Source organism: Mycobacterium zoologicum, assembly GCF_020181635.2.
GTDB lineage: Bacteria > Actinomycetota > Actinomycetes > Mycobacteriales > Mycobacteriaceae > Mycobacterium > Mycobacterium zoologicum.
The window spans coordinates 181,361-202,833 of the sequence record NZ_JAYJJS010000002.1 but is presented as its reverse complement, the minus strand read 5'-3'; the positions used below and the strand labels follow the sequence as shown (position 1 = coordinate 202,833).

Below are 21,473 nucleotides of genomic sequence, written 5' to 3'. Positions count from 1 at the left end.
CGATGCAATCGGGGGCCTGTGTTCGCGGATGACCCGCGCGATCAGAGCTTGTTGAGCGCCTGCGCCAGCGCCGACTTCTTGTTGGCGGCCTGGTTCTTGTGGATCACGCCCTTGCTGGCGGCCTTGTCCAGCTTGCGGCTGGTCGACAGCAGCAGCTCGCCGGCCTTCTCCTTGTCGCCGGCCTCGGCGGCCTCGCGGAACGAACGGATCGCGGTGCGCACCGCCGACTTCACCGACTGGTTGCGCAGCCGGGCACGCTCGTTGGTCCGGTTGCGCTTCACCTGCGACTTGATGTTGGCCACGAATGTTCCTTCGTAAAAACTTGAGGTTGGGTTGAGCCTCCCGACACGGGGGCAACGGCTGTTCAGGCTACCAGCTGGTGAGGCAACTCCCCAACTCGGCTCAACCGCGCGCGGCCACCTCGACCCGGTGCAGGTCGTCGCCGAGTTCGATCGGGCCGTCGAACTCCGCGGCGGCCAACGCCCGCCACTGTTCCTCCTGCCCGGGGGCGATGGCAGGTACGTAGTGGGTCAGCACCAGGGTGCCCACCCCGGCGCGGCGGGCCGTCGCGCCGGCCTCGGCCACCGAGGAGTGGTAGTCGCAGATGTCGCGGATCCGTTGCTGGGGCAGCGGGTCGATCAGGTCCTTACGGATCACGGTGTGCACCAGCGCGCCGGCTCCGGCGGCCAGCTCGTCGAGGCTGTCGCACGGCACCGTGTCCCCGGCCAGCACCACCGAGGCCGTTCCGCCGGCATCGGAGTGCTCCACCCGGAATCCGATGGTGGGCGCCACCGGGCGGTGATCGGTGGGTGCGACGGTGATCCGGATGCCGTCGCGATCCCAGACCTGACCCGCGGTGTGCTCGGCCACCTGCACCGGCGGAGGTGCGGTCAGGTCCGCGTGGTGGGCGATCCGGTAGCCGATGTCGTGGCCGAACGCCTGCAGCGTCGCCGCCACGACCTCGGCGGTCCCCGGCGGTCCGATGATGGGCAGCGGCGCGGCGTCCGGGGTGAACGTGGTGACCCACCGGGTGATGATCAGGTCGCCGAGGTCGGCGATGTGGTCGCTGTGCAGGTGGGTGAGCAGCAGCGCGGACAGGGTGTTGGCGGAGGCGCCCGCCGCGGCCAGCCGCTGCAGCACCCCGCGCCCGCAGTCGACCAGCAGCTGTTGGCCGCCGGCCCTGATCAGAGTCGACGGTCCGGCACGGTGCGGGTCGGGGATCGGGCTTCCGGTGCCCAGCAGGGTGATCTCGATTGTCATGACGTCACATATGCCACAGTCGGGTGTGCGAGCGAATGACTTTGCGTCATCGCGCCCCGCGGCCAGGCAAATGTCCTAGCCTGGTGTGAAGCAGATCACTGCGGCGGGAGGCCTCTATGCGCATCGCGGACGTATTGCGGAACAAGGGTGCGGCGGTGGTGACCATCCACCCGGACGCCACGGTCATGGAACTGCTCGCCGGTCTGGCCGAGCACAACATCGGTGCCATGGTGGTCATGGGCTCCGACGGTCTGCAGGGGGTGGCCTCCGAACGTGATGTTGTGCGTCAGCTCAACGTCCACGGCGCCAGCCTGCTGGCCCGACCGGTGTCGGCCATCATGACCACGCTGGTGGCGACGTGTACCAAGTCCGACTCCGCCGACGACGTCAGCATGTTGATGACCGAGCACCGGGCGCGCCACATCCCCGTCCTCGAAGACGGACGGCTGGCCGGGATCGTCAGTATCGGCGACGTGGTCAAGTGCCGGATGGAGGAGCTGCAGGCCGAGCACGCCCAGTTGCGCTCCTACATCAGCCAGGGATAGCCCGGCTTCAGCTCCAGGCGTAGTCGCTGCGCAGCCGCGCGGCCACCACGTCGAACACCGCACGCGCCAGGATGGCACCTTCGCGCCGGATCGACTCCTCGGGCACGTCCAGTATCCGGTCCAGCCGCACCCAGCTGGCGCGATGCTCCTCGTCCCAGCCGCCCGCGCCGATACCCACCCAGTTCGTGTCGTCCTCGTGACGTGTTTGGCTGGACAGCATCAGCCCCAGCAGAGTGGTGTGGTCGCGGCCGACGACCAGGACCGGGCGGTCTTTGCCCTGATGCGGATCGTCCTCGTAGGCCACCCAGGTCCAGACGATCTCGCCCGGGTCGGCCCGGCCGTTGAGATCGGGGGAGTACACCAGCTTGCGGGCGCGATGCGCGGTGGGAACGCTGGTGTTGGTGACCGGCCGGCCGGCCGGTATCGCCGGTGTCGGTTCGGACGGCGTGCCGGTGAGCACCTCAAGACCGATTTTGATGCCCTGCTCGATCAACCGGGGAGCTTCGGTGAACACCAGGTTCTCCGCGAACTCCTGGACGGTCTGCCACGGGGTCTTCCGGGGGGAAGCCATGGTCGCAGCATAGGCGACTTTGGGGAGCGCCCGGGCCGGGTAATCGGCCGGGTGGGGTAAGGGTGAGGGCGGGCGCGGCGTTCACTTGACGCACTGCGGTTCGATCATGACGGGGATCACACTCACCGGTCTTAGCGGGATGACCTGATAAGACAGCCGATCCGCTAACGGCGGAGCGAGTGTCGCTTTGTAATTCTCACAGGCAGTCAATACGTTTGAGCGAGCTTGCAGCAGACGGTGCTGGGGGGCATCCGGCCAGGCGGAGTAGTGCCTGCCGGATAGACATCGTGAAGGGAATTTCCTATGAACTTGAACAAGATTGGCGTGATCGGCACGTTCGCCGCCGGTGCGGCCTTGGCCCTGGCGCCGCTGGCGGCCGCCCAGGAGCCGGAGGCCTACGACTGGAGCGGCATCGTCAAGAGCCAGCACGACTCGATGAACTGGCTCTTCACCACCGGTGCCAGCCTCACGGGTGTCCCGGCCACCGACATCGTCGCGGCCGGCGCCACCGGCTCGTTCGCCACCATCTCGCACGACGATCTGCTCGGACAGGAGGCTTTCGCCCAGTTGCTGTACGGCGCGAACTGGGCAGAAGAGATGTCCTCCAGTGACTCGGGCTCCTACAGCCTGCTCAACGGCGCGGTGATGGAGTTCTACAACGGCAGCAACACCGTCATGTGGGCGCTGATGAACGACGGCGCCAACCTCGACTGGGACAGCGGTGCGCTGTTCGGTGGGGATACCGCGGAGGCCATCGCCACCGCGGCCGCCGCATCCGGCGACGGCTGGGCGCAGGCCGGTGACTACTTCGAGGTCGGGTTCAACGACATCTTGGGCTACTTCAGTCCGGCCGACGTCGCCGCCTGAATCGTCGTAGCAACACGAAACCCCCGGAGGCGTGAGCCTCCGGGGGTTTCGTGTTGTAGCCGCCGTCTCGCTACCCTGACAGGCAACCGGTACATACCGCCGTACCACCCGTTCACCAGGAGATTCCCATCAGCAGCTTCGCCGACAAGACGTTCACTGCGCCGGCGCAGATTCGGAACTTCTGCATCATCGCCCACATCGACCACGGCAAGTCCACCTTGGCCGACCGGATGCTGCAGCTCACCGGCGTCGTCGACGACCGGTCGATGCGCGCGCAATACCTGGACCGGATGGACATCGAACGCGAGCGCGGTATCACCATCAAGGCCCAGAATGTGCGCCTGCCCTGGACCGTCGACGGCGAGCAGTTCGTCCTGCACCTGATCGACACCCCCGGCCACGTCGACTTCACCTACGAGGTGTCGCGGGCATTGGAAGCCTGCGAAGGCGCCATCCTGCTGGTCGACGCCGCCCAGGGCATCGAGGCCCAGACCCTGGCCAACCTGTACCTGGCGCTCGACCGTGACCTGACCATCGTGCCGGTGCTCAACAAGATCGACCTGCCCGCGGCCGACCCGGAGCGCTACGCCGCCGAGCTGGCCCACATCATCGGCTGCGAGCCGCAGGATGTGCTCAAGGTGTCCGGCAAGACCGGCGAGGGCGTGACCGAGCTGCTCAACGAAGTCGTCAAGCAGATCCCCGCGCCCACCGGCGACGCCGAAGCCCCCACCAGGGCGATGATCTTCGACTCGGTCTATGACATCTACCGCGGCGTGGTCACCTACGTCCGCGTCGTCGACGGCAGGATCACCCCGCGCGAGAAGATCGCGATGATGTCCACCGGTGCCACCCACGAACTGCTCGAGGTCGGCATCGTCTCGCCGGAACCCAAGGCCACCCAGGGGCTCGGCGTCGGCGAAGTGGGCTACCTGATCACCGGGGTGAAGGACGTGCGCCAATCCAAGGTCGGCGACACCGTCACCACCGCCCGCAAAGGCGCCACCGAAGCGCTCACCGGCTACCGCGAGCCCAAACCGATGGTCTACTCCGGGCTGTACCCGGTGGACGGGTCGGACTACCCGAACCTGCGCGACGCCCTGGACAAGCTGCAGCTCAACGACGCGGCGCTGACCTACGAACCGGAAACCTCGGTGGCGCTGGGCTTCGGCTTCCGCTGCGGTTTCCTGGGCCTGCTGCACATGGAGATCACCCGCGAACGGCTGGAGCGCGAGTTCAACCTCGACCTGATCTCCACCTCGCCCAACGTGGTCTATCGGGTGATCCGCGAAGACGACACCGAGCTGGTCGTCACCAACCCGTCAGACTGGCCGGAAGGTAAGGTTCGCCACGTCTTCGAACCCGTCGTCAAGACCACGGTGATCGCTCCCAGCGAATTCGTCGGCACCATCATGGAACTGTGCCAGTCCAGGCGTGGCGAACTCGGCGGCATGGACTACCTGTCGCCGGAACGGGTCGAGCTGCGCTACACGATGCCGTTGGGCGAGATCATCTTCGACTTCTTCGACTCACTGAAGTCGCGGACCCGCGGGTACGCCAGCTTGGACTACGAGGAGGCCGGCGAGGCCGAGGCCGACCTGGTCAAGGTCGACATCCTGCTGCAGGGCGAGGCGGTGGACGCGTTTTCCGCGATCGTGCACAAGGATTCGGCGTCGGCCTACGGCAACAAGATGACCACCAAGCTCAAAGAGCTGATCCCGCGCCAGCAGTTCGAGGTACCGGTGCAGGCTGCCATCGGGTCGAAAATTATTGCCCGCGAAAACATTCGAGCCATCCGCAAGGACGTGCTGTCCAAGTGCTACGGCGGTGACATCACCCGCAAGCGCAAACTGCTGGAGAAGCAGAAGGAAGGCAAGAAGCGGATGAAGACCATCGGGCGGGTCGAGGTGCCGCAGGAGGCGTTCGTCGCCGCCCTGTCCACCGACGGCGGCGGGGAAAAGGCCAAGAAGTAGTGGGCGGCCGGGCAGGCGCGACCGTTGCGGGTGCGGCGGTGCTCGTGCTGCTGACCAGCGGTTGCACCACGGTGGTCTCCGGTGCCCCGCGGCCGGCACCCGGATTGGCGCCTGACCCGGTCACCGGGATCGCGGTGCGCCAGGTGCTGCTAGATGACTCCGATCTGTCCAAGCTGCTCGGCCGCTCGTTTCGGAGTGACCCCTCGCTGCCGCCGCGGTTCGGTGGAGTCGACCAACTGCCCGACGGCTGGGACGGGGCAACCCCGGCGGACTGTGTCGGCACCGCGGTCGGCGGCCAGAGGGGCGTCTACGAGTCCGCCGGCGTGCGCGATGTCGCCCACGAGTTCTGGGACAGCTCCGCCGACGACTCGGCCATGACCGGGTTGGGCGAGTCGGTGGTCGCGATGGAGAACGCCGCGGCCGCCAACGCGCTCTTCGAGAAGTTCGCCGAGCAGTGGGGTCACTGCGACGGGGTAAGGGTGGTCCGCGGCGAAGAGGACTCCGGCGGCACCAGCGGCGAGGTCAGCGCCGTGTCCACCGGCGATGCGGTGCTGACCGCCACGGTGCGCACCAATGTCGACGGCGTGGAGGGGCTGATGGTCACCCGGGCCGTGGCGGTACGGGTGAACTGTGTGGTCGACGTCGACGTGTTCTGGTTCGCCGGTGAAGACGATGACGGCGACACCCCGCCGGCCGGGGACCCCACGGCGGCGGACCTGGCCCGGGCGATGCTGGACAAGGTCCGCGGCCTGACCGGCTGATCGGCTCACATCGGCGCGTTGGCGGGCTGGAACACTCCGCTGGAGTCGGCTTCCTCCTCGGCGCGGATCACGTGCACGACGGCGTTGATCAGCGCCAGGTGGGTGAAGGCCTGCGGGAAATTGCCCAGGTGTCGCCCCGTGCGCGGCTCGATCTCCTCGGCGTAGAGGTGTAGCGGGCTGGCAAACGACAGCAGTCGCTCGCACAGGTGCTTGGCGCGGCTGATCTCGCCGATCTCCACCAACGCCGACACCAGCCAGAACGAGCAGATGGTGAAAGCGCCCTCGGCGCCGGTCAACCCGTCGTCGGTCTCCTCCACCCGGTAGCGCAACACCAGCCCGTCCTCGGTGAGCTCCTCGGCGATCGCCAGCACGGTGGCGCGCACCCTCGGGTCATCCGCGGGCAGGAATCGGGTGAGCACCACCAGCAGCAGGGAGGCGTCGAGTGCGTCGCTGCCGTAGGACTGGGTCAGCACCCCGCGCGAATCCACGCCGTGGGCCAGCACATCGGCCTTGATCTCCTCGGCGATCACCCGCCACTGCCGGGCGTAGGAGACCTCGCCTTGCAGTTCGGCGAGCTTCGACCCGCGATCCAGTGCCACCCAGCACATCACTTTCGACGAGGTGAAGTGCTGCGGTTCGCCGCGCACCTCCCAGATGCCGCGGTCGGGTTCGCGCCAGTGCTTGGTCGCCTCCTCGACCTGCCGTTTGAGCACCGGCCAGAGGGTCTCGGGAATCTGCTCTCGGGATTTGCTGTGTAGATAGACCGAGTCGAGCATGGTGCCCCAGATGTCGTGCTGCTTCTGGTTGTAGGCGCCGTTGCCGATCCGGACCGGGCGGGCGTTGTCGTAGCCGGACAGGTGATCGAGCTCCTCTTCGACCAACTTGTGTTCCCCGCCGACGCCGTACATCACCTGCAACGGGTGCTGCTGGCCGTTGTTGGCCCCGGATACGTCGGCGATGAAGGAGAAGAAGTCGTCGGCCTCGCGGTCCAGCCCCAGCGTGTACAGGCCCCACAGGGCGAACGTGGAGTCCCGCACCCAGGCGTAGCGATAATCCCAATTGCGTTCGCCCTGAGGCGTTTCCGGAAGCGATGTGGTCGAAGCCGCCAGCAGGGCGCCGGTCGGCGAATAGGTGAGCCCTTTGAGCGTCAGTGCACTGCGCTGCAGATAGACCCGCCACGGATGGTCGGGGAAATTGCCGATGTTGATCCACTGCCGCCAACACTCGGTGGTGTTCCACATCTTGTCGGCGGCTTCGGCATAGCTCTGCGGCGCAGGGTGTTTCGACCAGCTCAGTGCCACGAAGACGTCGTCGCCCTCGGTGAGCCGGGTGCGGGCCCGCGCCTCCCGGCCTTCCAGGCCCAGCCGCAGATTCGTCGTCAGCCGCAGGGTCGGGTGATCGTCCGGGTCCTGCCGGGCCCGGGCCACTGCTTCGCTGTAGCCCTCGGAGGAGTACTCCCAGATCGTGGTCGTTCGGTGGTAGTCGAAGGCCGGCTCGCAGCTCATGATCAGCTCGACGGTGCCGCTGACGCAGCGCACGGTGCGCAGCAGGATGTGCTCGGCGTCCCAGTCGGTGGGGGTGCGGCGATGGGTGCGCGACCGCGACTCGATGTCATGCCACTTGCCCATCACCAGTGCGTCGCGCACGATCAGCCAGCCGGTGTGGGTCTGCCAGGTGGTCTCCATGATCGGACTGCCGGGCAGGTACCGCCGTGCCGCGGGCACCGAAACCCCGTAGGGCCCCAGCCGGAAATGCCCGGCCCCGCGGTCCAGGATCGCGCCGAAGATGCTGGGGGAGTCGGGCCGCGGAACGCACATCCACTCCACCGAGCCAGCCGCGGAGATCAGGCAGGTGTTCTCGCAGTCCGACAGGAACGCATAGTCGGCAATCGGCGGGAACGGGTTGCGCATCTGCCCCGGTGCGGCGGTGTAGGGCACGGGCGCGGTCTCCGACAACGGCGGGGTTTTCAAGACCATTCCGACATCATCTCTGCCGGTTCGCCATGCGTCTACCTGACGCGCCCGCACCTTGGTTTAGGCTGGTCGGGATGGTTGGCTTCCTGAGCTGGTGGGACAGCGTTGAGCTGTGGTTGTCGGGCCTAGGTTTCGTGGCGCAGACCGCGGTGGTGATGCCGGTGGTCCTGGTGCTGGCCTATGCCCTGGCATCGACGGCGGATGCCGCGCTCGGGCAGGGGATCCGAGTGCTGGAGCATTTCCGGCACGCTCGCGACGGCGTATCCAGCTGATGCCTCGCTCGCAGGTGACATTGATTCTGGTCTTGTTGATCGCCCTGGTGATCGTCAGCTGGTTGCTGACCCGCTGACCCGCTGACCCGTTTGACGTCTGTTACGCTTCCCGGCATGTTCGCAGCGTCCGGTAGTGGGGAGTGCCGTGGTCCGGCCCTCTTGGAGAACACTGCCGTGGGTAATTGCGCTGTGGCCGACGTGCACTGTTGTCGCTGAACTCCTTCACCGTCGACGTTATGGTGTCGTGATGCGCGGTATCTCAGCCATTCGGCGACCACCCTTGCGGAGCGACGGGACTTATTTACTCAGCCTGCACTGAAAGGTCATCAATGTCTCATACCGTCACACGCGGCGCCGTCCTCGCGCTGGCCGCAGTACTGATCGCCGGGTGTGGCGGCGGCCCCAGCGATGTGGTCGGCGGCAGTGACCGGTCAGACACCCACACCACGCTGACTCTGGTGGCCTACGCGGTCCCCGAACCCGGCTGGAGCAAGGTGATCCCGGCGTTCTACGACACCGAGGCGGGTGCCGACGTCCAGATCGTCACCTCCTACGGTGCCTCCGGGGACCAGTCCCGCGGTGTGGTCAACGGCAAGCCCGCCGACATCGTGAACTTCTCGGTGGAGCCCGACATCACGCGGCTGGTAAAGGCCGGCAAGGTCGCTGAGGACTGGAACGCCGATGTGACCAAGGGCATCCCGTTCGGTTCGGTGGTGTCCCTGGTTGTGCGGCAGGGCAATCCCAAACACATCAAGGACTGGGACGACCTGTTGCGACCCGGCATCGAGGTGATCAGCCCCAGCCCGCTGAGCTCGGGCTCGGCCAAGTGGAACCTGTTGGCTCCCTACGCCGTCAAGAGCGAGGGCGGCAAGAACGCCCAGGCCGGATTGGACTTCGTCGATCGCCTGGTCACCGATCACGTCAAACTGCGCCCTGGTTCGGGGCGTGAGGCCACCGATGTGTTCCTGCAGGGCAGCGGTGACGTGCTGATCAGCTACGAGAACGAGGCCATCGCGATCGAGCGCAAGGGCAAGGCGGTCGAGCACGTCAACCCGCCGCAGACCTTCAAGATCGAGAACCCGCTGGCGGTGGTGACCTCGACCAGGAGTCTCGACACCGCAACCGCGTTCAAGAATTTTCAGTACACCGCTGTTGCGCAGCGTCTTTGGGCTCAGGCGGGATTCCGCCCGGCCGACCCGAGTATCGGTGCTGAGTTCCGCAGCTCGTTTCCGGAGCCGAACAAGTTGTGGACGATCACCGATCTCGGCGGCTGGGACGTCATCGACACCACCTTGTTCGACAAGGAGAACGGCTCCATCACCAAGATCTACACGCAGGCAACCGGATGACCGCCGAAGTGGTTTCAGAGGTCGGCGGACACGGCGAGGAGGCACCGCCGACCTGGTCGGGTGCGAGCCGTGAAGGGGTTTCGCTGCGAGTGGGGGCCGCGGTGGTGTGGCTGTCTCTGATCGTGCTGGCTCCCTTGGCGGCGGTGTCCTGGCAGGCGGCCGGCGGCGGCTGGCACGCGTTCCGGCAGGCGGTCACCTCGCACGCCGCGCTGGAGTCATTCCGGGTGACACTGACGATCGCGGCTGGTGTCACTGTGATCAATGTGGTGTTCGGCCTGCTGATCGCCTGGGTACTGGTGCGCGACGACTTCGTCGGCAAACGCTTGCTCGATGTGATCATCGATCTGCCGTTCGCGCTGCCCACCATCGTCGCCAGCCTGGTGATGCTGGCCCTGTACGGCCCGGCCAGCCCGGTGCACCTGCACCTGCAGCACACCGCCTGGGGCGTCGGCCTGGCGCTGGCGTTCGTCACTCTGCCGTTCGTGGTGCGCTCCGTGCAACCGGTGCTCCTGGAGATCGACCGTGAGGTCGAGGAGGCCGCCGCATCATTGGGCGCATCCGGGCTGACGATCCTTCGCACCGTGGTGTTGCCGTCGCTGACACCGGCGCTGCTGACCGGGGCGGGTCTGGCGTTCTCCCGGGCGATCGGCGAGTTCGGCTCGGTGGTGCTGATCGGTGGTGCGGTGCCCGGCAAGACCGAGGTGTCCTCGCAGTGGATTCGCACCCTGATCGAGAACGACGACCGCACCGGCGCGGCGGCGATCTCGCTGGTGCTGCTGGCGATTTCGTTCCTGGTGCTGCTCGCGCTGCGGCTGCTGGGCGCGCGGGTGACCAGAAGGCAGGAGCGCTCATGACCTCGTCGCGCACCGTCCGCTACCTGGTCCGCTTCGTGGCGCTGGCCTACATCGGGCTGCTGCTGGTGGTTCCGGTGTCGCTGATCCTGTGGCGCAGCTTTCAACCGGGTCTCGGGCAGTTCTTCGCCTACATCTCCACCCCGGCGGCGATCTCGGCGCTGCAGCTGTCGCTGCTGGTGGTGGCGATCGTGGTGCCGCTCAACGTCGTCTTCGGCATTCCGACCGCATTAGTGTTGGCGCGTAACCGCTTCCGTGGCAAGGGAGCTCTGCAGGCGATCATCGACCTGCCGTTCGCGGTGTCACCGGTGATCGTCGGTGTGGCCCTGATCGTGCTGTGGGGCTCGGCCGGGCTGTTGGGCTTCGTGGAGAACGACTGGGGTTTCAAGATCATATTCGGCCTGCCGGGAATCGTGCTGGCCAGCATCTTCGTCACCCTGCCGTTCGTGATCCGGGAAGTCGAGCCGGTGCTGCACGAACTGGGCACCGACATGGAGGAAGCCGCCGCGACCCTGGGTTCGAGTTGGTGGCAGACGTTCTGGCGGATCACGCTGCCGTCCATCCGCTGGGGGCTGACCTACGGGATCGTGCTGACGGTCGCGCGGACGCTCGGTGAGTACGGCGCGGTGCTGATCGTGTCGTCGAATCTGCCCGGCAAGTCCCAAACCCTGACCCTGCTGGTCTCCGACCGCTACAACCGCGGCGCCGAGTACGGCGCCTACGCCCTGTCGACACTGCTGATGGGGGTGTCGGTCCTGGTGTTGATCGTTCAAATGGTGCTCGACATGCGGCGGGCCGGGAAGGGGAGCTCCTGATGAGCACAAATGCGATCACCGTGCGGGGGGCCAACAAGCGCTACGGCGACTTCGTCGCACTGGACAACGTGGACTTCGCGGTGCCGTCCGGTTCGCTGACCGCGCTGCTGGGCCCCAGCGGTTCGGGCAAGTCGACGCTGCTTCGGGCGATCGCCGGGCTGGACCACCCGGACAGCGGCACCGTCACCATCAACGGCGTCGACGTCACCGGGATCCCGCCGCAGCAACGCGGTATCGGCTTCGTGTTCCAGCACTACGCGGCGTTCAAGCACATGACGGTGCGTGACAACGTGGCATTCGGGCTCAAGATCCGCAAGCGCCCCAAGGCCGAGATCAAAGAGAAGGTCGACAATCTGCTGGAAGTGGTGGGGCTCAGCGGCTTTCAGACCCGCTACCCCAACCAGCTCTCCGGCGGGCAGCGCCAGCGGATGGCGCTGGCGCGCGCCCTTGCGGTGGACCCGCAGGTGCTGCTGCTCGACGAGCCGTTCGGGGCGCTCGACGCCAAGGTCCGCGAAGACCTGCGTGCCTGGCTGCGCCGCCTGCACGAGGACGTGCACGTCACCACGGTGCTGGTCACCCACGACCAGGCCGAGGCACTCGACGTCGCCGACCGGATCGCGGTGCTCAATCAGGGCCGCATCGAACAGCTGGGCTCACCGACCGAGGTGTACGACGCCCCGGCGAACGCCTTCGTGATGTCGTTTTTGGGGGCGGTGTCCTCACTCAACGGTGCGCTGGTGCGTCCGCATGACATCCGGGTCGGTCGCAGTGCGGAGATGGCGGTGGGCGGCGGGCTGGGCGACAGTGCGCCCTCCGACGTGCTGCGCGCAGTGGTCGCGCGGGTGGTGGTGTTGGGCTTTGAGGTTCGGGTTGAGTTGACCAATGCCGAGACCAAGGAGCCGTTCATCGCACAGATCACCCGCGGCGACGCCGAGGCGCTCTCGCTGGTCGAGGGGGACACCGTCTACGTTCGGGCGACCCGGGTGCCGCCGCTGCGGGATGAGGCACCGGTTTCGGCGTGAATCAGGCGGCGAGCGTCGCGGCCAGCGCCGCCTCGGCCCGATCCAGCACGGTCGCGGCCACCAGGCGGTGCGCCCCGAGCGGCTCGGCCATCGGAATCCCGGCGCGCGCAGCGTAATCGGCGACTCCGTCGGTGATCCGGCCGTGCGCCAGGAACCACGGCGCGATCATCACCCTGGTGGCTCCCCGCGCCTGGAGGCGCTCGACGGCCTGCTGCACCGACCCCTGTTGGGTGGCGAAGGCGACTTCGGTACCGGCCCAACGGGTGCCGCGGGACAACGGCGTGGCGACTCGTGCGGTCTGGGCGTTGGCCTCCTGGTGGGAGGAACCCACCGCGACCACCACCACACCGAGATCCGGGTCGAACCGGGACGCGCCGGCGGCGCTGATCCGCTCGCCGAGAACCTGTACCAGCCGGTCGTCCTCGCCCAGAGTGGGGGCCACCCGGACCGGAACGCCCGACTGCGCGATCACCGTCGGGATGTCGATGCGGGCGTGATAGGCGCTGGCCAACAGGAACGGGACGACCACACTGTCCTCGGACACCGTGGTCAGCACGTCCCGCAGATTCGGGGCGCTGTGTTCGCAGAACGCCACGCGCACATCGAAATCCGGCGCCACCCGGCGCAGGTGCCCGGCGATGGCCTCGGTATTGGCGGCCGATCGCGGATCCCGGCTCCCGTGGGCCGTCAGGACCAGCGTGGTCACGAGGCGTGCAGCCCGCATTCGGTCTTGGCCAGGCCCGCCCATCGTCCGCTGCGGGGGTCGGCACCGGCCGCCGGTTTGACGGTGCACGGCGCGCAGCCGATCGACGGATAGCCTTCGTCGATCAGCGGGTTGACCAGCACATTGTTCGCGGCGATGTAGGCGTTGAACTCCTCGTCGCTCCAAGCGGCGATGGGGTTGATCTTCACCAGTCCGAACTGATCGTCGAAGCTGATCAGCGGGGCATTGGCGCGCGTCGGCGCCTCCACCCGGCGCAGCCCGGTCACCCACGCCGAATAGTTTTGCAGCGTCCGCGCCAGCGGCTCGACCTTGCGCATCCGGCAGCACGACGCCGGGTCGCGGGCGAACAGGTCCTTGCCGTGTGCGGCATCCTGCTCGGCCACCGTCAGCTTGGGGGTGACATTGATCAGCGAGATGTCGTACATCGCTTCGACGGCGTCGCGGGTGCCGATGGTCTCGGCGAAGTGATAACCGGTGTCCAGGAACAGCACCGGTACCCCCGGGCGCACCTTGGCCGCCAGATCCACCAGCACGGCGTCCTGCATATTGGAGGCCGTCACCCAGCTTCCCGGGAAGTTCTCGTCGGTCCAGCGCAACAACGCGGTGGCGTCGGCGCCGTCGAGCTCGGCTGCGCCGCGCGCCGCCAGCTCCCGCAACTGCTCTTCGCTCCGGTCCCTCATCGCAGGTCGTCCTCCTCGGCACGCACCGCCCACTGGGCGAAGCGCTCGCCGGCGTTGCGGCCCTTGATGAAGTTGCGCACCACCCGCTCGATGTAGTCGCCGAGCTCGTCGTTGATCACCTTGTGCTGGCGCAGCTTTCGGCCGAACCCGCTGTCCTCACCCAGGCTGCCGCCCAGGTGCACCTGGAAGCCCGGGACCGAGTTGCCGTTGCCGTCGTCGATCATCTGGCCCTTGAACCCGATGTCGGCGACCTGGATTCGGGCGCATGAGTTCGGGCAGCCGTTGATGTTGACCGTCACCGGTACGTCCAGCAGCGCATTGAGGTCGTCGAGGCGCTTCTCGAGGTCGGGCACCAGGCTCTGGGCGCGCACCCGGGTCTCGACGAAGGACAGCTTGCAGAACTCCAGGCCGGTGCAGGCCATCAGGTTGCGCCGCCACGGCGACGGGTTGGCCGGCAGGCCCAGCGCGTCCAGTTCGCCGGTCAGCCAGTCCAGCTTCTCGTCGGGGACGTCGAGGATGATCAGTTTCTGATACGGGGTGAGCCGTGCCCGGTCCGAGCCCACCTGCTCCATCAGCTCAGCCACCTTGACCAGCGTGGTCCCGTTGACCCGACCGGAGATCGGGGCGACGCCGACGGCGTTGAGGCCGTTGCGGGTCTTCTGCACGCCGACGTGGTCGATGGTGGCGGTCGGCTTCTCCGGCGCCGGACCGTCGATGAGCTTGCGGCCCAGGAACTCGGTCTCGAGAACTTCCCTGAACTTCTCCGGCCCCCAGTCCTTGACCAGGAACTTCAGCCGGGCCTTGGACCGCAGCCGGCGGTAGCCGTAGTCGCGGAACAGCCGAGTGACGGCTTCCCAGACCTCCGGCACCTCATCGAGCGGCACCCAGGCACCCAGCCGCTGGGCCAGCATCGGGTTGGTCGACAACCCGCCGCCGACCCACAGGTCCAGGCCGGGGCCGTGCTCGGGATGCACCACGCCGATGAACGAGATGTCGTTGACCTCGTGGGCGACGTCCTGCAGCCCCGACACCGCGGTCTTGTACTTGCGCGGCAGGTTGGCGTAGTCGGGGTTGCCGATGTAGCGGCGGACGATCTCGTCGAGCGCGGGGGACGGGTCGAGCACCTCGTCGAGGGACTCACCGGCCAGCGGGGAGCCGAGCATGCCGCGCGGGCAGTCGCCGCAGGCCTCGGTGGTCTGCAGACCGACGGTCGCCAGCCGGTCCCAGATCTCCGGCACCTTCTCGATCTCGATCCAGTGGTATTGCAGGTTCTGCCGGTCGGTGATGTCGGCGGTGCCGCGGGCGTAGTCCAGGGAGATCTGGCCCAGCAGGCGCACCGCCTCGGCCGAGAGCGCTTTGCCGTCGCAGCGCACCCGCATCATGAAGTACTTGGCCTCCAGCAGGTCGGCGTTCTCGTCGCCGGTGAAGGTGCCGTCGTAGCCCTGTTCGCGCTGGGTGTAGAGGCCCATCCAGCGGAACCGGCCGCGCAGGTCGTCCTTGGTGATGGCGTCGAAGCCCTGCTTGGAGTAGACGTCGAGGATCCGGGCCCGCACGTTCAGCGCGGGGTCCTCCAGCTTGAACTGCTCGTTGGGGTTCTGTGGCTCGGTCTCACCGAGCGCCCACTGGGCCTCGCTGCGCTTGGCCCTGCTCGGCGGGGCACTGGGGGTGGCGGTCATGGGTTCTCCTTTGGAAAGGAGCCGGCGGGATTGAGCGCGGACTGTCTCCGACAGCGCAGATCCTCACAGCCAGCTGGAAAAAACAGGTGGGCGGTTCTACGGCATCAAGGCAGACAGCGACAGCTGCATACCCGCTTGAAATCGACATGCCGACGAGCCACGAGGGCAACCCCAGACGAGGTGCAGTGGGCGGCGGTCATAGCGGCGATTATGCCATGGATGCCGAAAATCTTCCTTACCGGCGCAGATTTGTGATCAGCGTGAGCAAAACTCATCTCCGGGGCCCGGCCGCTCGGCGGTCGGGGAGAACGGAAGGTGGGTGGGGAAAGTATGAGTGTGGTCGACTACGGGTGGGACCCGATTTGGGAGCCGCCGCCGGCTCCCGCGCCCCCGCCGCGCGCCAACGGACGTGCTCTGCTGCGGCGTTGGCTGGCGATCGCGACGCTGGTGGCCATCACCGGCTGCGGCGGCTGGCTGGCCGTCGAGCACTATGCGTCGCACCTGGCCGGCACCGAAGCACTCGAGGCCGCCGAGACGTATGCGTTGGCACTGACCAACATTGATGCCGACGACATCGATCGCGGATTTGCGCAGATCGCCGACGGCTCTACCGGGGAGTTCAAGGCGATGCACACGCGCTCCGGGGCCACCCTCCGTCGCACGCTGATCGACAACGGGGCGACCGCGCGCGGCTATGTCGCCGAAGGCGTGGTCAAGTCCGCCGATCGCAGTCACGCGGTGGTGGTGCTGCTGGTCAACCAGTCGGTACGCAACGCCGACAACCCCGAACCGGTGCTCGACCGCAGCCGGATCCGGATGACGATGGACAAGGTGGACGGCCGTTGGCTGGCCAGCAGGGTGGAGTTGGTATGAGCAAATTCACAATCCCGGCGGCCGGCGTGCTGCTGATCGCCGCCGGGCTGACCGGAGCGGCCCACGCCGACCCGATCAACTGGGACGCCATCGCCAAGTGTGAATCCGGTGGCAACTGGTCGGCCGACACCGGCAACGGTGATTACGGCGGTCTGCAGATCAGCCCCGCGGCCTGGGATGCCAACGGGGGAGTGGGGTTGCCCTCGCAAGCCAGTCAGACACAGCAGATCGCCGTCGCCAAGCGGATCATGGCCAGCCAGGGCCCCGGAGCCTGGCCCACGTGTGCATCCCGCGGCGCGGCAGCCACCAGCGGTGACGGTTCGGCCCCGGTCGGATCGCTGACGCACTATCTGACGGCGCTGCTCGACGAGGCCGACGGGTCCGGCGCTGCGCCCTACTGAGTTTCGCCGGTCAACGCCGTCCCTCGTCGCGTGGGATGATCTGGCCCTATGACGCTCACCCCCACCGCGGTGGCATTGCCGGCTGAACCGCCGGGTTCACGCGAACAGCGGGGCCCGTTCGGGGTGTACGTGCACGTGCCGTTCTGTTTCGCCAGGTGTGGGTACTGCGACTTCAACACCTACACCCCGGCGGAGCTGGGTGGCGCCAACCCCGATGAATGGGTGGCGGCGCTGGCCCGCGAGCTGGAACTGGCTGCCGCCCGACTGGGTGCCCCGCGGGCCGACACCGTTTTCGTCGGCGGCGGCACTCCGTCGCTGCTCGGTGCCGCACGACTGGTGCAGGTGCTCGACCTGGTCCGCGAGTCCTTCGGCCTGGCCGACGACGCCGAGGTCACCACCGAGGCCAATCCGGAGTCGACGTCGCCGGCGTTCTTCGACAGCATCCGCGCGGCCGGCTACACCCGGGTGTCGCTGGGCATGCAGTCGGTGTCGCCGCGGGTGCTGGCCACCCTGGACCGGATCCACTCGCCGGGCCGCCCGGTGGCCGCCGCCCGAGAAGCGCTCGCCGCCGGCTTCGAGCACCTCAACATCGACCTGATCTACGGCACCCCCGGAGAGACCGACGACGACCTGCTGCGCTCGGTCCAGGCCGCGCTGGAAGCCGGCGTCGACCACGTCTCGGCCTACAGCCTGATCGTGGAGGACGGCACCGCGCTGGCCCGGCGGGTGCGCAGCGGGGAACTGCCCACTCCCGACAACGACGTGCTCGCGCAGCGCTACGAGCTGGTCGACGCCACCCTGCGGGCCGCGGGTATGGACTGGTACGAGGTGTCCAACTGGAGCCGGCCGGGCGCCGCCTGCCGGCACAACCTGGGCTACTGGGGCGGTGGCCGGTGGTGGGGTGCGGGGCCCGGGGCGCACAGCTACGACGGCACGTTGCGCTATTGGAATGTCAAGCACCCCAACGCCTACGCAAAGCTGCTGGGCGAGGCGACGCTGCCGGTGGCCGGTTTCGAGGAACTCTCGGCGGCCGACCGGCACACCGAGGCGGTCATGCTGCGGCTACGAACCCGTGACGGGCTGGAGCTGGCGGTACTGGATCCGGCCGAGCAGGAGCGCGCCGCGGTGGCCGTCGGCGACGGTCTGTTGAGCTCCGACGGTCAGCGCCTGGTGCTGACCGACCGCGGTCGGCTCCTGGCGGACGCGGTGGTGCGGTCGTTGCTGGTCAGCCGCTGAACCAACCGCGGCCGCTGTCCCAGCTGCCGCAGATGCCGTTGAAGCAGCCGTGGCCAAAACCGCCCTGGCCGGGGATGAATCCGCCGCAACCCTGCCAATTGGCGTCATGGCCACAGCCCCTGCCACCACCGTTGCCGTCGGGGCCGCCGGTCCCGTGCGGCTGGGCGACGACGGTGGTACCCGCCGTGTCCGCCGGCGCTGCCGTCAGCATCAGGCCGGTCGGGGCGACAGCGATCGCTGCCGCGGCACCGGCTACGAACATCGATCCAACGAGATTCCGAATACTTAGCATGTCTCCATAGTCCGCGTGGATGCCGTCGTTGCCAACCGTTGTGTGCGTACCGATACCGGATCGTGAACGGCCGTAACACATCACGCTGATCCCGGCGCAGCGACCGGCGTCACAGTGCGCTTGTATACCGCAACTGCGGATACCGTTGTTTCGGCATTCTCGCTGACAACGTATTGACAGCAAAGCCGTCAGCGCATTCACAGTTTGAGCTACCGGACGCCCGGAGGCATCTCGTAGGAGGTCCAAAACGACTTGAAAATAACAACATTCAACGGAGTAACAGTCGAATGTCCGGGCTTCAGCATGGGCGAACGTGGCCGGACAGCAATATCGCGATCCGGTATTTGATGAAGTCAGCAGATGCGGTTAAGCTGCGACATCAGATCCGCAAACGCGGAATAGGTGTGAGCTGGATGGAGGATCGGCGGGATGGCAGTACAACGGGCGCGACGTGCCGCGCATGGACTCGGCGGCCGGGTGCTTGACCTCCTCGGTCGGCAAGAGTGGATAGATCGGCCGAGCTACCGGCTGGAAAACGTGCTGAGCTTCGTGTTCAACGCATTCGGTGGGGCGCGCAACAAGGTCACCAACTTCTTGAACGGGGTCTGGCTCGGCCACCCGGTGCATCCGCCGCTGGCGTCGCTGACCACCGGTGCGATCGGGACCACGGTGGCGCTGGACGCGCTGAGCCTGTTGCCGGGCAAGTCGTCGAGCGAGGTGCTCGACGCCTCGCGATTCGCCGAGCACGCGCTGGGGCTGGGGATTCTGGGCAACTTCGCCTCCGCGGCCACCGGGGTCACCGATTGGCAGCACACCCATGAGAAGGACCGGCGGATCGGCGCGGTCCACGGTGTGCTGAACCTGATCGCAACCGGCCTCTACATCCAGTCCTGGCGGGACCGGCGCAAAGGACGGCACCTGCGGGGCATCGTGACCAGTGCGGTGGGCTACGGCATCACCTCCGCCAGCGGCTTCCTGGGCGGCGCGCTGGTGTTCGGGTCCGGCATCGGAATGGATCAGTCCGGTGAGCGGCTGCGCATCGACGAATGGACGCCGGTGCTTCCCGAGGCGGAGCTGCCCGCCGATCGCAAGCTCAAGCGGGTCGACGTCGACGGCGTCGGTGTGGTGGTGTGCCGCGACGGCGACGAGGTATCGGCGTTCGCCGGAATGTGCCCGCACCTGGCCGCTCCGATGGAGGACGGCTGGGTGGACCGCGGCAAGGTCGTCTGCCCGTGGCACGGTTCGCAGTTCGACGTGCAGACCGGTGAGGTGGTGCGCGGACCGGCCGCCTCCCCGTTGCCGTGCTACCAAGCTCGACTGCGCAACGGAATGGTCGAGCTGCGGGACGGCGCCCCGACCCCGCTCGGTGTGGGCCGGGAGAAGTACCTGGACTCGAAATCCCTGGAATGCGTTGAAACCCCCGAGCAGGAAGAGATCGCCTGATGACTGATGCCTACACGGTCTTGCGGGACCACCACAACGTGTTGCGAGGTCTGGGCGGCCGGTTCAAGGCCGCGCCGGTCGGTTCGGCCGAGCGGGAGGAGATCCTCGATGAACTGCTGCGCGAGTTCACCATCCACATGAAGATCGAGGACGACATCTACTACCCCGCGCTGGCGGCGGCCAGCAGGCTGATTGCGATCTCCCACGCCGAGCATCGGCAGATCTACGACCAGCTGGCGGTGGCGTTGCGGACACCGGTCGACTCACCGCGGCACGTCGACGAGTGGAATTCGTTCCTCACCGTGCTGGAGGCGCATGCCGACGAGGAGGAGCGCGATCTGGTGCCGCCGCCGGCGCCGGTCGACCTGAGCGACTCGGAGCTGGAAGACCTGGGCATCCGGATGGCCACGGAGATGCAGCGCCAGCGGGATTCCAAGTTCGAGCAGTTCCACGTACGGGCACGGGCGAAGCTGCTGAAGGCGTTATAGCCGCGTTCGCGGACCGGAGCGGGCACTTCTAAGTAGGTTAGGCTACATTTACTAATCGTGTCCGAGCTCGGTGTCGAAGCGCCTCCCGAAACGTCGGCGATCCCGTTGCCCGCGGGCGTGGACCCCGCCGACCTGGCGGCAGAGTTGGTTGCGGCACTGCCCGAGCAGGACGGCCGGGAGTACCTGCTCTACGAGCGCGACGGCAGCTGGACGCTGGCCGTCGGAGTACGCGCCGCCGTCGAACTGGACACCGATGAACTGCGAACCGTCCGTGACGGGGTGATCCGTTGTGAGCCCTGGCAGGGCCGGCCCGCCGCGGTGCTCGGCGAGGCGGTGGACCGCCTGCTGTTGGAGACCGATCATGCGTTCGGCTGGGTCGCCTTCGAGTTCGGCGCCTATCACTTCGGGCTGCAGGATCAGCTGGCCGCGGGAACCGCGTTGGCGCGGGTGTTCTGGCCGTGGATCCGCATCGTGGTCACCGCGGATCGGGTGGAGATGTTCGGTGCCGGTGACCGCGAGGTCGCCGTGCTGGAACGGCTGCTGGCCGAAGGTGTTTCGGCGCTGGACAGCCCCACGCCGATCGTGGTGGACGCCGACGCCAGCGGCTACCGGGAACGGGTGTCGACCGCGGTCGGCGAGATCACCTCAGGGCGCTACCGCAAGGTGATCCTGTCCCGCTGCGTCGATGTGCCGTTCGTTTTGGACTTCCCGGCCACGTATCGGCTGGCCCGCGGGCACAACACCCCGGTCCGGTCATTCCTGTTGCGGCTCGGTGGGATTCGCGCGCTCGGGTACAGCCCGGAGTTGGTGGCCTCGGTGGGTGCCGACGGCACGGTGGTCACCGAACCGCTGGCCGGCACTCGGGCCCGCACCGGTGACCCCGCGATCGACGGCCCGGTTCGGGCCGAACTGGAAAGCGATGACAAGGAGATCGTCGAACACGCGATCTCGGTGCGCACGTCGGTGGAGGAGATCGGGCAGGTCGCCGAGTCCGGTACCGCCGCGGTCGTCGACTTCATGACGGTGCGAGAGCGGGGCAGCGTCCAGCACCTGGGATCGACGGTCTGCGGACGCCTGGACCGATCCAGGGACCGGATGGACGCCCTGGAGGCACTGTTCCCGGCGGTCACGGCGTCGGGCATACCGAAGCCCGCCGGGATCGACGCGATCCTGCGGCTCGACGAATGTCCACGAGGCCTGTATTCCGGTGCGGTCGTGGTGTTCTCGGCCGATGGCGGTCTGGATGCGGCGCTGACGTTGCGGGCCGCCTATGAGGGGGACGGGCGGACCTGGTTGCGGGCCGGCGCCGGTGTCATCGGGGTGTCACGTCCCGAGCGCGAGTTCGAGGAGACCTGCGAGAAGCTCGCGACCTTGGCCCCGTACCTGATCGCGCGCGCCTGAGCC

Annotated in this window: 24 protein-coding genes; 15 read left to right on the top strand and 9 right to left on the bottom strand. The window is 67.5% G+C overall.

Translation table 11 applies throughout. From position 1 onward, the window contains the following. Positions 1-41 precede the first annotated feature (41 nt). Entirely contained in the window at positions 42-302 is a 261-nt protein-coding gene (gene rpsT / locus K6T84_RS02480) for a 30S ribosomal protein S20 (RefSeq protein ID WP_224865210.1), read from the bottom strand. A 100-nt stretch (positions 303-402) separates the two neighbouring features. After that, the gene (locus K6T84_RS02475; protein ID WP_225401763.1) at positions 403-1,260 is read right to left on the bottom strand and encodes a ribonuclease Z; all 858 of its coding nucleotides are present in this window, start codon (positions 1,258-1,260) and stop codon (positions 403-405) included. Between the two features lie 116 nt (positions 1,261-1,376). Here K6T84_RS02475 and K6T84_RS02470 point away from each other — a divergent pair, with 116 nt between their 5' ends. Next, a complete protein-coding gene (locus K6T84_RS02470) occupies positions 1,377-1,805 on the top strand; it encodes a CBS domain-containing protein (RefSeq protein ID WP_225401764.1) in 429 nt (142 codons plus the stop codon). A gap of 7 nt (positions 1,806-1,812) precedes the next feature. Here the strand turns inward: K6T84_RS02470 and K6T84_RS02465 are convergent, their stop codons facing one another. Continuing rightward, the gene (locus K6T84_RS02465; protein WP_225401765.1) at positions 1,813-2,376 is read right to left on the bottom strand and encodes a type II toxin-antitoxin system PemK/MazF family toxin; all 564 of its coding nucleotides are present in this window, start codon (positions 2,374-2,376) and stop codon (positions 1,813-1,815) included. A gap of 303 nt (positions 2,377-2,679) precedes the next feature. Here K6T84_RS02465 and K6T84_RS02460 point away from each other — a divergent pair, with 303 nt between their 5' ends. From K6T84_RS02460 to K6T84_RS02450, 3 genes are all read left to right on the top strand, one after another. After that, positions 2,680-3,243: a hypothetical protein gene (locus tag K6T84_RS02460; RefSeq protein ID WP_224865214.1), complete on the top strand. Its 564-nt coding sequence runs from the start codon at positions 2,680-2,682 to the stop codon at positions 3,241-3,243. Between the two features lie 122 nt (positions 3,244-3,365). Then, positions 3,366-5,213 (top strand): translation elongation factor 4, encoded by a 1,848-nt coding sequence (gene lepA / locus K6T84_RS02455; protein WP_304621333.1) that lies wholly within the window; start codon positions 3,366-3,368, stop codon positions 5,211-5,213. Next, positions 5,213-5,974 (top strand): sensor domain-containing protein, encoded by a 762-nt coding sequence (locus K6T84_RS02450; protein ID WP_224865215.1) that lies wholly within the window; start codon positions 5,213-5,215, stop codon positions 5,972-5,974. The genes lepA and K6T84_RS02450 overlap by 1 nt, the downstream gene beginning before the upstream one ends. A 5-nt stretch (positions 5,975-5,979) precedes the next feature. Here K6T84_RS02450 and K6T84_RS02445 read toward each other — a convergent pair whose 3' ends face one another. After that, entirely contained in the window at positions 5,980-7,950 is a 1,971-nt protein-coding gene (locus K6T84_RS02445) for a glycoside hydrolase family 15 protein (RefSeq protein WP_224865216.1), read from the bottom strand. A 71-nt stretch (positions 7,951-8,021) separates the two neighbouring features. Here K6T84_RS02445 and K6T84_RS02440 point away from each other — a divergent pair, with 71 nt between their 5' ends. The 5 genes from K6T84_RS02440 to K6T84_RS02420 all read left to right on the top strand — a co-directional run bounded on the left by K6T84_RS02440 (position 8,022) and on the right by K6T84_RS02420 (position 12,256). After that, positions 8,022-8,219, top strand: a complete 198-nt coding sequence (locus tag K6T84_RS02440) for a hypothetical protein (RefSeq protein ID WP_224865217.1) — start codon at positions 8,022-8,024, stop codon at positions 8,217-8,219. 329 nt (positions 8,220-8,548) lie between these two features. Beyond that, positions 8,549-9,568: an extracellular solute-binding protein gene (locus K6T84_RS02435; RefSeq protein ID WP_225401766.1), complete on the top strand. Its 1,020-nt coding sequence runs from the start codon at positions 8,549-8,551 to the stop codon at positions 9,566-9,568. Continuing rightward, the gene (gene cysT, locus K6T84_RS02430) at positions 9,565-10,422 is read left to right on the top strand and encodes a sulfate ABC transporter permease subunit CysT (protein WP_224865219.1); all 858 of its coding nucleotides are present in this window, start codon (positions 9,565-9,567) and stop codon (positions 10,420-10,422) included. Before K6T84_RS02435 ends, cysT begins: the two co-directional genes overlap by 4 nt. Continuing rightward, positions 10,419-11,234, top strand: coding sequence for a sulfate ABC transporter permease subunit CysW (gene cysW, locus K6T84_RS02425; RefSeq protein ID WP_224865220.1), 816 nt, complete (start codon positions 10,419-10,421; stop codon positions 11,232-11,234). Before cysT ends, cysW begins: the two co-directional genes overlap by 4 nt. Beyond that, a complete protein-coding gene (locus tag K6T84_RS02420) occupies positions 11,234-12,256 on the top strand; it encodes a sulfate/molybdate ABC transporter ATP-binding protein (RefSeq protein ID WP_225401767.1) in 1,023 nt (340 codons plus the stop codon). The genes cysW and K6T84_RS02420 overlap by 1 nt, the downstream gene beginning before the upstream one ends. Before the next feature lies 1 nt (position 12,257). Here the strand turns inward: K6T84_RS02420 and K6T84_RS02415 are convergent, their stop codons facing one another. The 4 genes from K6T84_RS02415 to K6T84_RS23860 form a co-directional block, all read right to left on the bottom strand. Next, on the bottom strand, positions 12,258-12,980 hold the full coding sequence (locus tag K6T84_RS02415; protein ID WP_225401768.1) for a sirohydrochlorin chelatase: 723 nt from the start codon (positions 12,978-12,980) through the stop codon (positions 12,258-12,260). Beyond that, positions 12,959-13,660, bottom strand: a complete 702-nt coding sequence (locus tag K6T84_RS02410; RefSeq protein WP_224865223.1) for a phosphoadenylyl-sulfate reductase — start codon at positions 13,658-13,660, stop codon at positions 12,959-12,961. Before K6T84_RS02410 ends, K6T84_RS02415 begins: the two co-directional genes overlap by 22 nt. Beyond that, positions 13,657-15,336 carry a nitrite/sulfite reductase gene (locus K6T84_RS02405; protein ID WP_224865224.1) on the bottom strand — a complete coding sequence of 560 codons (1,680 nt, stop codon included), beginning with the start codon at positions 15,334-15,336 and terminating at the stop codon, positions 13,657-13,659. Before K6T84_RS02405 ends, K6T84_RS02410 begins: the two co-directional genes overlap by 4 nt. Before the next feature lie 104 nt (positions 15,337-15,440). After that, positions 15,441-15,536, bottom strand: coding sequence for an Ms4527A family Cys-rich leader peptide (locus K6T84_RS23860; protein ID WP_408066039.1), 96 nt, complete (start codon positions 15,534-15,536; stop codon positions 15,441-15,443). Positions 15,537-15,666: 130 nt separating this feature from the next. On the opposite strand from K6T84_RS23860, the gene K6T84_RS02400 reads away from it, so the two are divergent. Genes K6T84_RS02400 through hemW form a run of 3 tightly spaced genes read left to right on the top strand, consistent with a single transcriptional unit; the run spans position 15,667 to position 17,846 of the window. Further along, entirely contained in the window at positions 15,667-16,209 is a 543-nt protein-coding gene (locus tag K6T84_RS02400; RefSeq protein WP_224865225.1) for an Rv1363c family protein, read from the top strand. After that, positions 16,206-16,610: a transglycosylase family protein gene (locus K6T84_RS02395; RefSeq protein ID WP_224865226.1), complete on the top strand. Its 405-nt coding sequence runs from the start codon at positions 16,206-16,208 to the stop codon at positions 16,608-16,610. The genes K6T84_RS02400 and K6T84_RS02395 overlap by 4 nt, the downstream gene beginning before the upstream one ends. A 48-nt stretch (positions 16,611-16,658) precedes the next feature. Continuing rightward, a complete protein-coding gene (gene hemW / locus K6T84_RS02390; RefSeq protein ID WP_225401769.1) occupies positions 16,659-17,846 on the top strand; it encodes a radical SAM family heme chaperone HemW in 1,188 nt (395 codons plus the stop codon). Here hemW and K6T84_RS02385 read toward each other — a convergent pair. Further along, positions 17,836-18,108, bottom strand: coding sequence for a hypothetical protein (locus K6T84_RS02385; RefSeq protein WP_224865228.1), 273 nt, complete (start codon positions 18,106-18,108; stop codon positions 17,836-17,838). The two genes, hemW and K6T84_RS02385, sit on opposite strands and share 11 nt — an antisense overlap. A 459-nt stretch (positions 18,109-18,567) precedes the next feature. Between K6T84_RS02385 and K6T84_RS02380 the strand changes: the two genes are divergently transcribed. The 3 genes from K6T84_RS02380 to K6T84_RS02370 are packed head-to-tail and all read left to right on the top strand — an operon-like array spanning position 18,568 to position 21,470. Beyond that, entirely contained in the window at positions 18,568-19,581 is a 1,014-nt protein-coding gene (locus tag K6T84_RS02380; protein WP_225401770.1) for a Rieske (2Fe-2S) protein, read from the top strand. Then, on the top strand, positions 19,581-20,069 hold the full coding sequence (locus K6T84_RS02375; protein ID WP_225401771.1) for a hemerythrin domain-containing protein: 489 nt from the start codon (positions 19,581-19,583) through the stop codon (positions 20,067-20,069). Before K6T84_RS02380 ends, K6T84_RS02375 begins: the two co-directional genes overlap by 1 nt. Before the next feature lie 57 nt (positions 20,070-20,126). After that, a complete protein-coding gene (locus tag K6T84_RS02370) occupies positions 20,127-21,470 on the top strand; it encodes a salicylate synthase (protein WP_224865231.1) in 1,344 nt (447 codons plus the stop codon). Positions 21,471-21,473: the final 3 nt, after the last annotated feature.

Excerpts from the sequence above, each read along its gene's own strand:
- K6T84_RS02435 (WP_225401766.1), top strand. The coding sequence starts at position 8,549 with ATGTCTCATACCGTCACACGCGGCGCCGTCCTCGCGCTGGCCGCAGTA.
- K6T84_RS02385 (WP_224865228.1), bottom strand. The coding sequence starts at position 18,108 with ATGTTCGTAGCCGGTGCCGCGGCAGCGATCGCTGTCGCCCCGACCGGC.
- K6T84_RS02465 (WP_225401765.1), bottom strand. The coding sequence starts at position 2,376 with ATGGCTTCCCCCCGGAAGACCCCGTGGCAGACCGTCCAGGAGTTCGCG.
- cysW (WP_224865220.1), top strand. The coding sequence starts at position 10,419 with ATGACCTCGTCGCGCACCGTCCGCTACCTGGTCCGCTTCGTGGCGCTG.
- K6T84_RS02440 (WP_224865217.1), top strand. The coding sequence starts at position 8,022 with ATGGTTGGCTTCCTGAGCTGGTGGGACAGCGTTGAGCTGTGGTTGTCG.
- hemW (WP_225401769.1), top strand. The coding sequence starts at position 16,659 with ATGACGCTCACCCCCACCGCGGTGGCATTGCCGGCTGAACCGCCGGGT.
- K6T84_RS02420 (WP_225401767.1), top strand. The coding sequence starts at position 11,234 with ATGAGCACAAATGCGATCACCGTGCGGGGGGCCAACAAGCGCTACGGC.
- K6T84_RS02415 (WP_225401768.1), bottom strand. The coding sequence starts at position 12,980 with ATGCGGGCTGCACGCCTCGTGACCACGCTGGTCCTGACGGCCCACGGG.
- K6T84_RS02405 (WP_224865224.1), bottom strand. The coding sequence starts at position 15,336 with ATGACCGCCACCCCCAGTGCCCCGCCGAGCAGGGCCAAGCGCAGCGAG.
- K6T84_RS02460 (WP_224865214.1), top strand. The coding sequence starts at position 2,680 with ATGAACTTGAACAAGATTGGCGTGATCGGCACGTTCGCCGCCGGTGCG.
- K6T84_RS02445 (WP_224865216.1), bottom strand. The coding sequence starts at position 7,950 with ATGGTCTTGAAAACCCCGCCGTTGTCGGAGACCGCGCCCGTGCCCTAC.
- K6T84_RS02380 (WP_225401770.1), top strand. The coding sequence starts at position 18,568 with ATGGCAGTACAACGGGCGCGACGTGCCGCGCATGGACTCGGCGGCCGG.
- K6T84_RS02395 (WP_224865226.1), top strand. The coding sequence starts at position 16,206 with ATGAGCAAATTCACAATCCCGGCGGCCGGCGTGCTGCTGATCGCCGCC.
- K6T84_RS02375 (WP_225401771.1), top strand. The coding sequence starts at position 19,581 with ATGACTGATGCCTACACGGTCTTGCGGGACCACCACAACGTGTTGCGA.
- K6T84_RS02470 (WP_225401764.1), top strand. The coding sequence starts at position 1,377 with ATGCGCATCGCGGACGTATTGCGGAACAAGGGTGCGGCGGTGGTGACC.
- K6T84_RS23860 (WP_408066039.1), bottom strand. The coding sequence starts at position 15,536 with ATGACCGCCGCCCACTGCACCTCGTCTGGGGTTGCCCTCGTGGCTCGT.
- K6T84_RS02475 (WP_225401763.1), bottom strand. The coding sequence starts at position 1,260 with ATGACAATCGAGATCACCCTGCTGGGCACCGGAAGCCCGATCCCCGAC.
- K6T84_RS02410 (WP_224865223.1), bottom strand. The coding sequence starts at position 13,660 with ATGAGGGACCGGAGCGAAGAGCAGTTGCGGGAGCTGGCGGCGCGCGGC.
- K6T84_RS02400 (WP_224865225.1), top strand. The coding sequence starts at position 15,667 with ATGAGTGTGGTCGACTACGGGTGGGACCCGATTTGGGAGCCGCCGCCG.
- cysT (WP_224865219.1), top strand. The coding sequence starts at position 9,565 with ATGACCGCCGAAGTGGTTTCAGAGGTCGGCGGACACGGCGAGGAGGCA.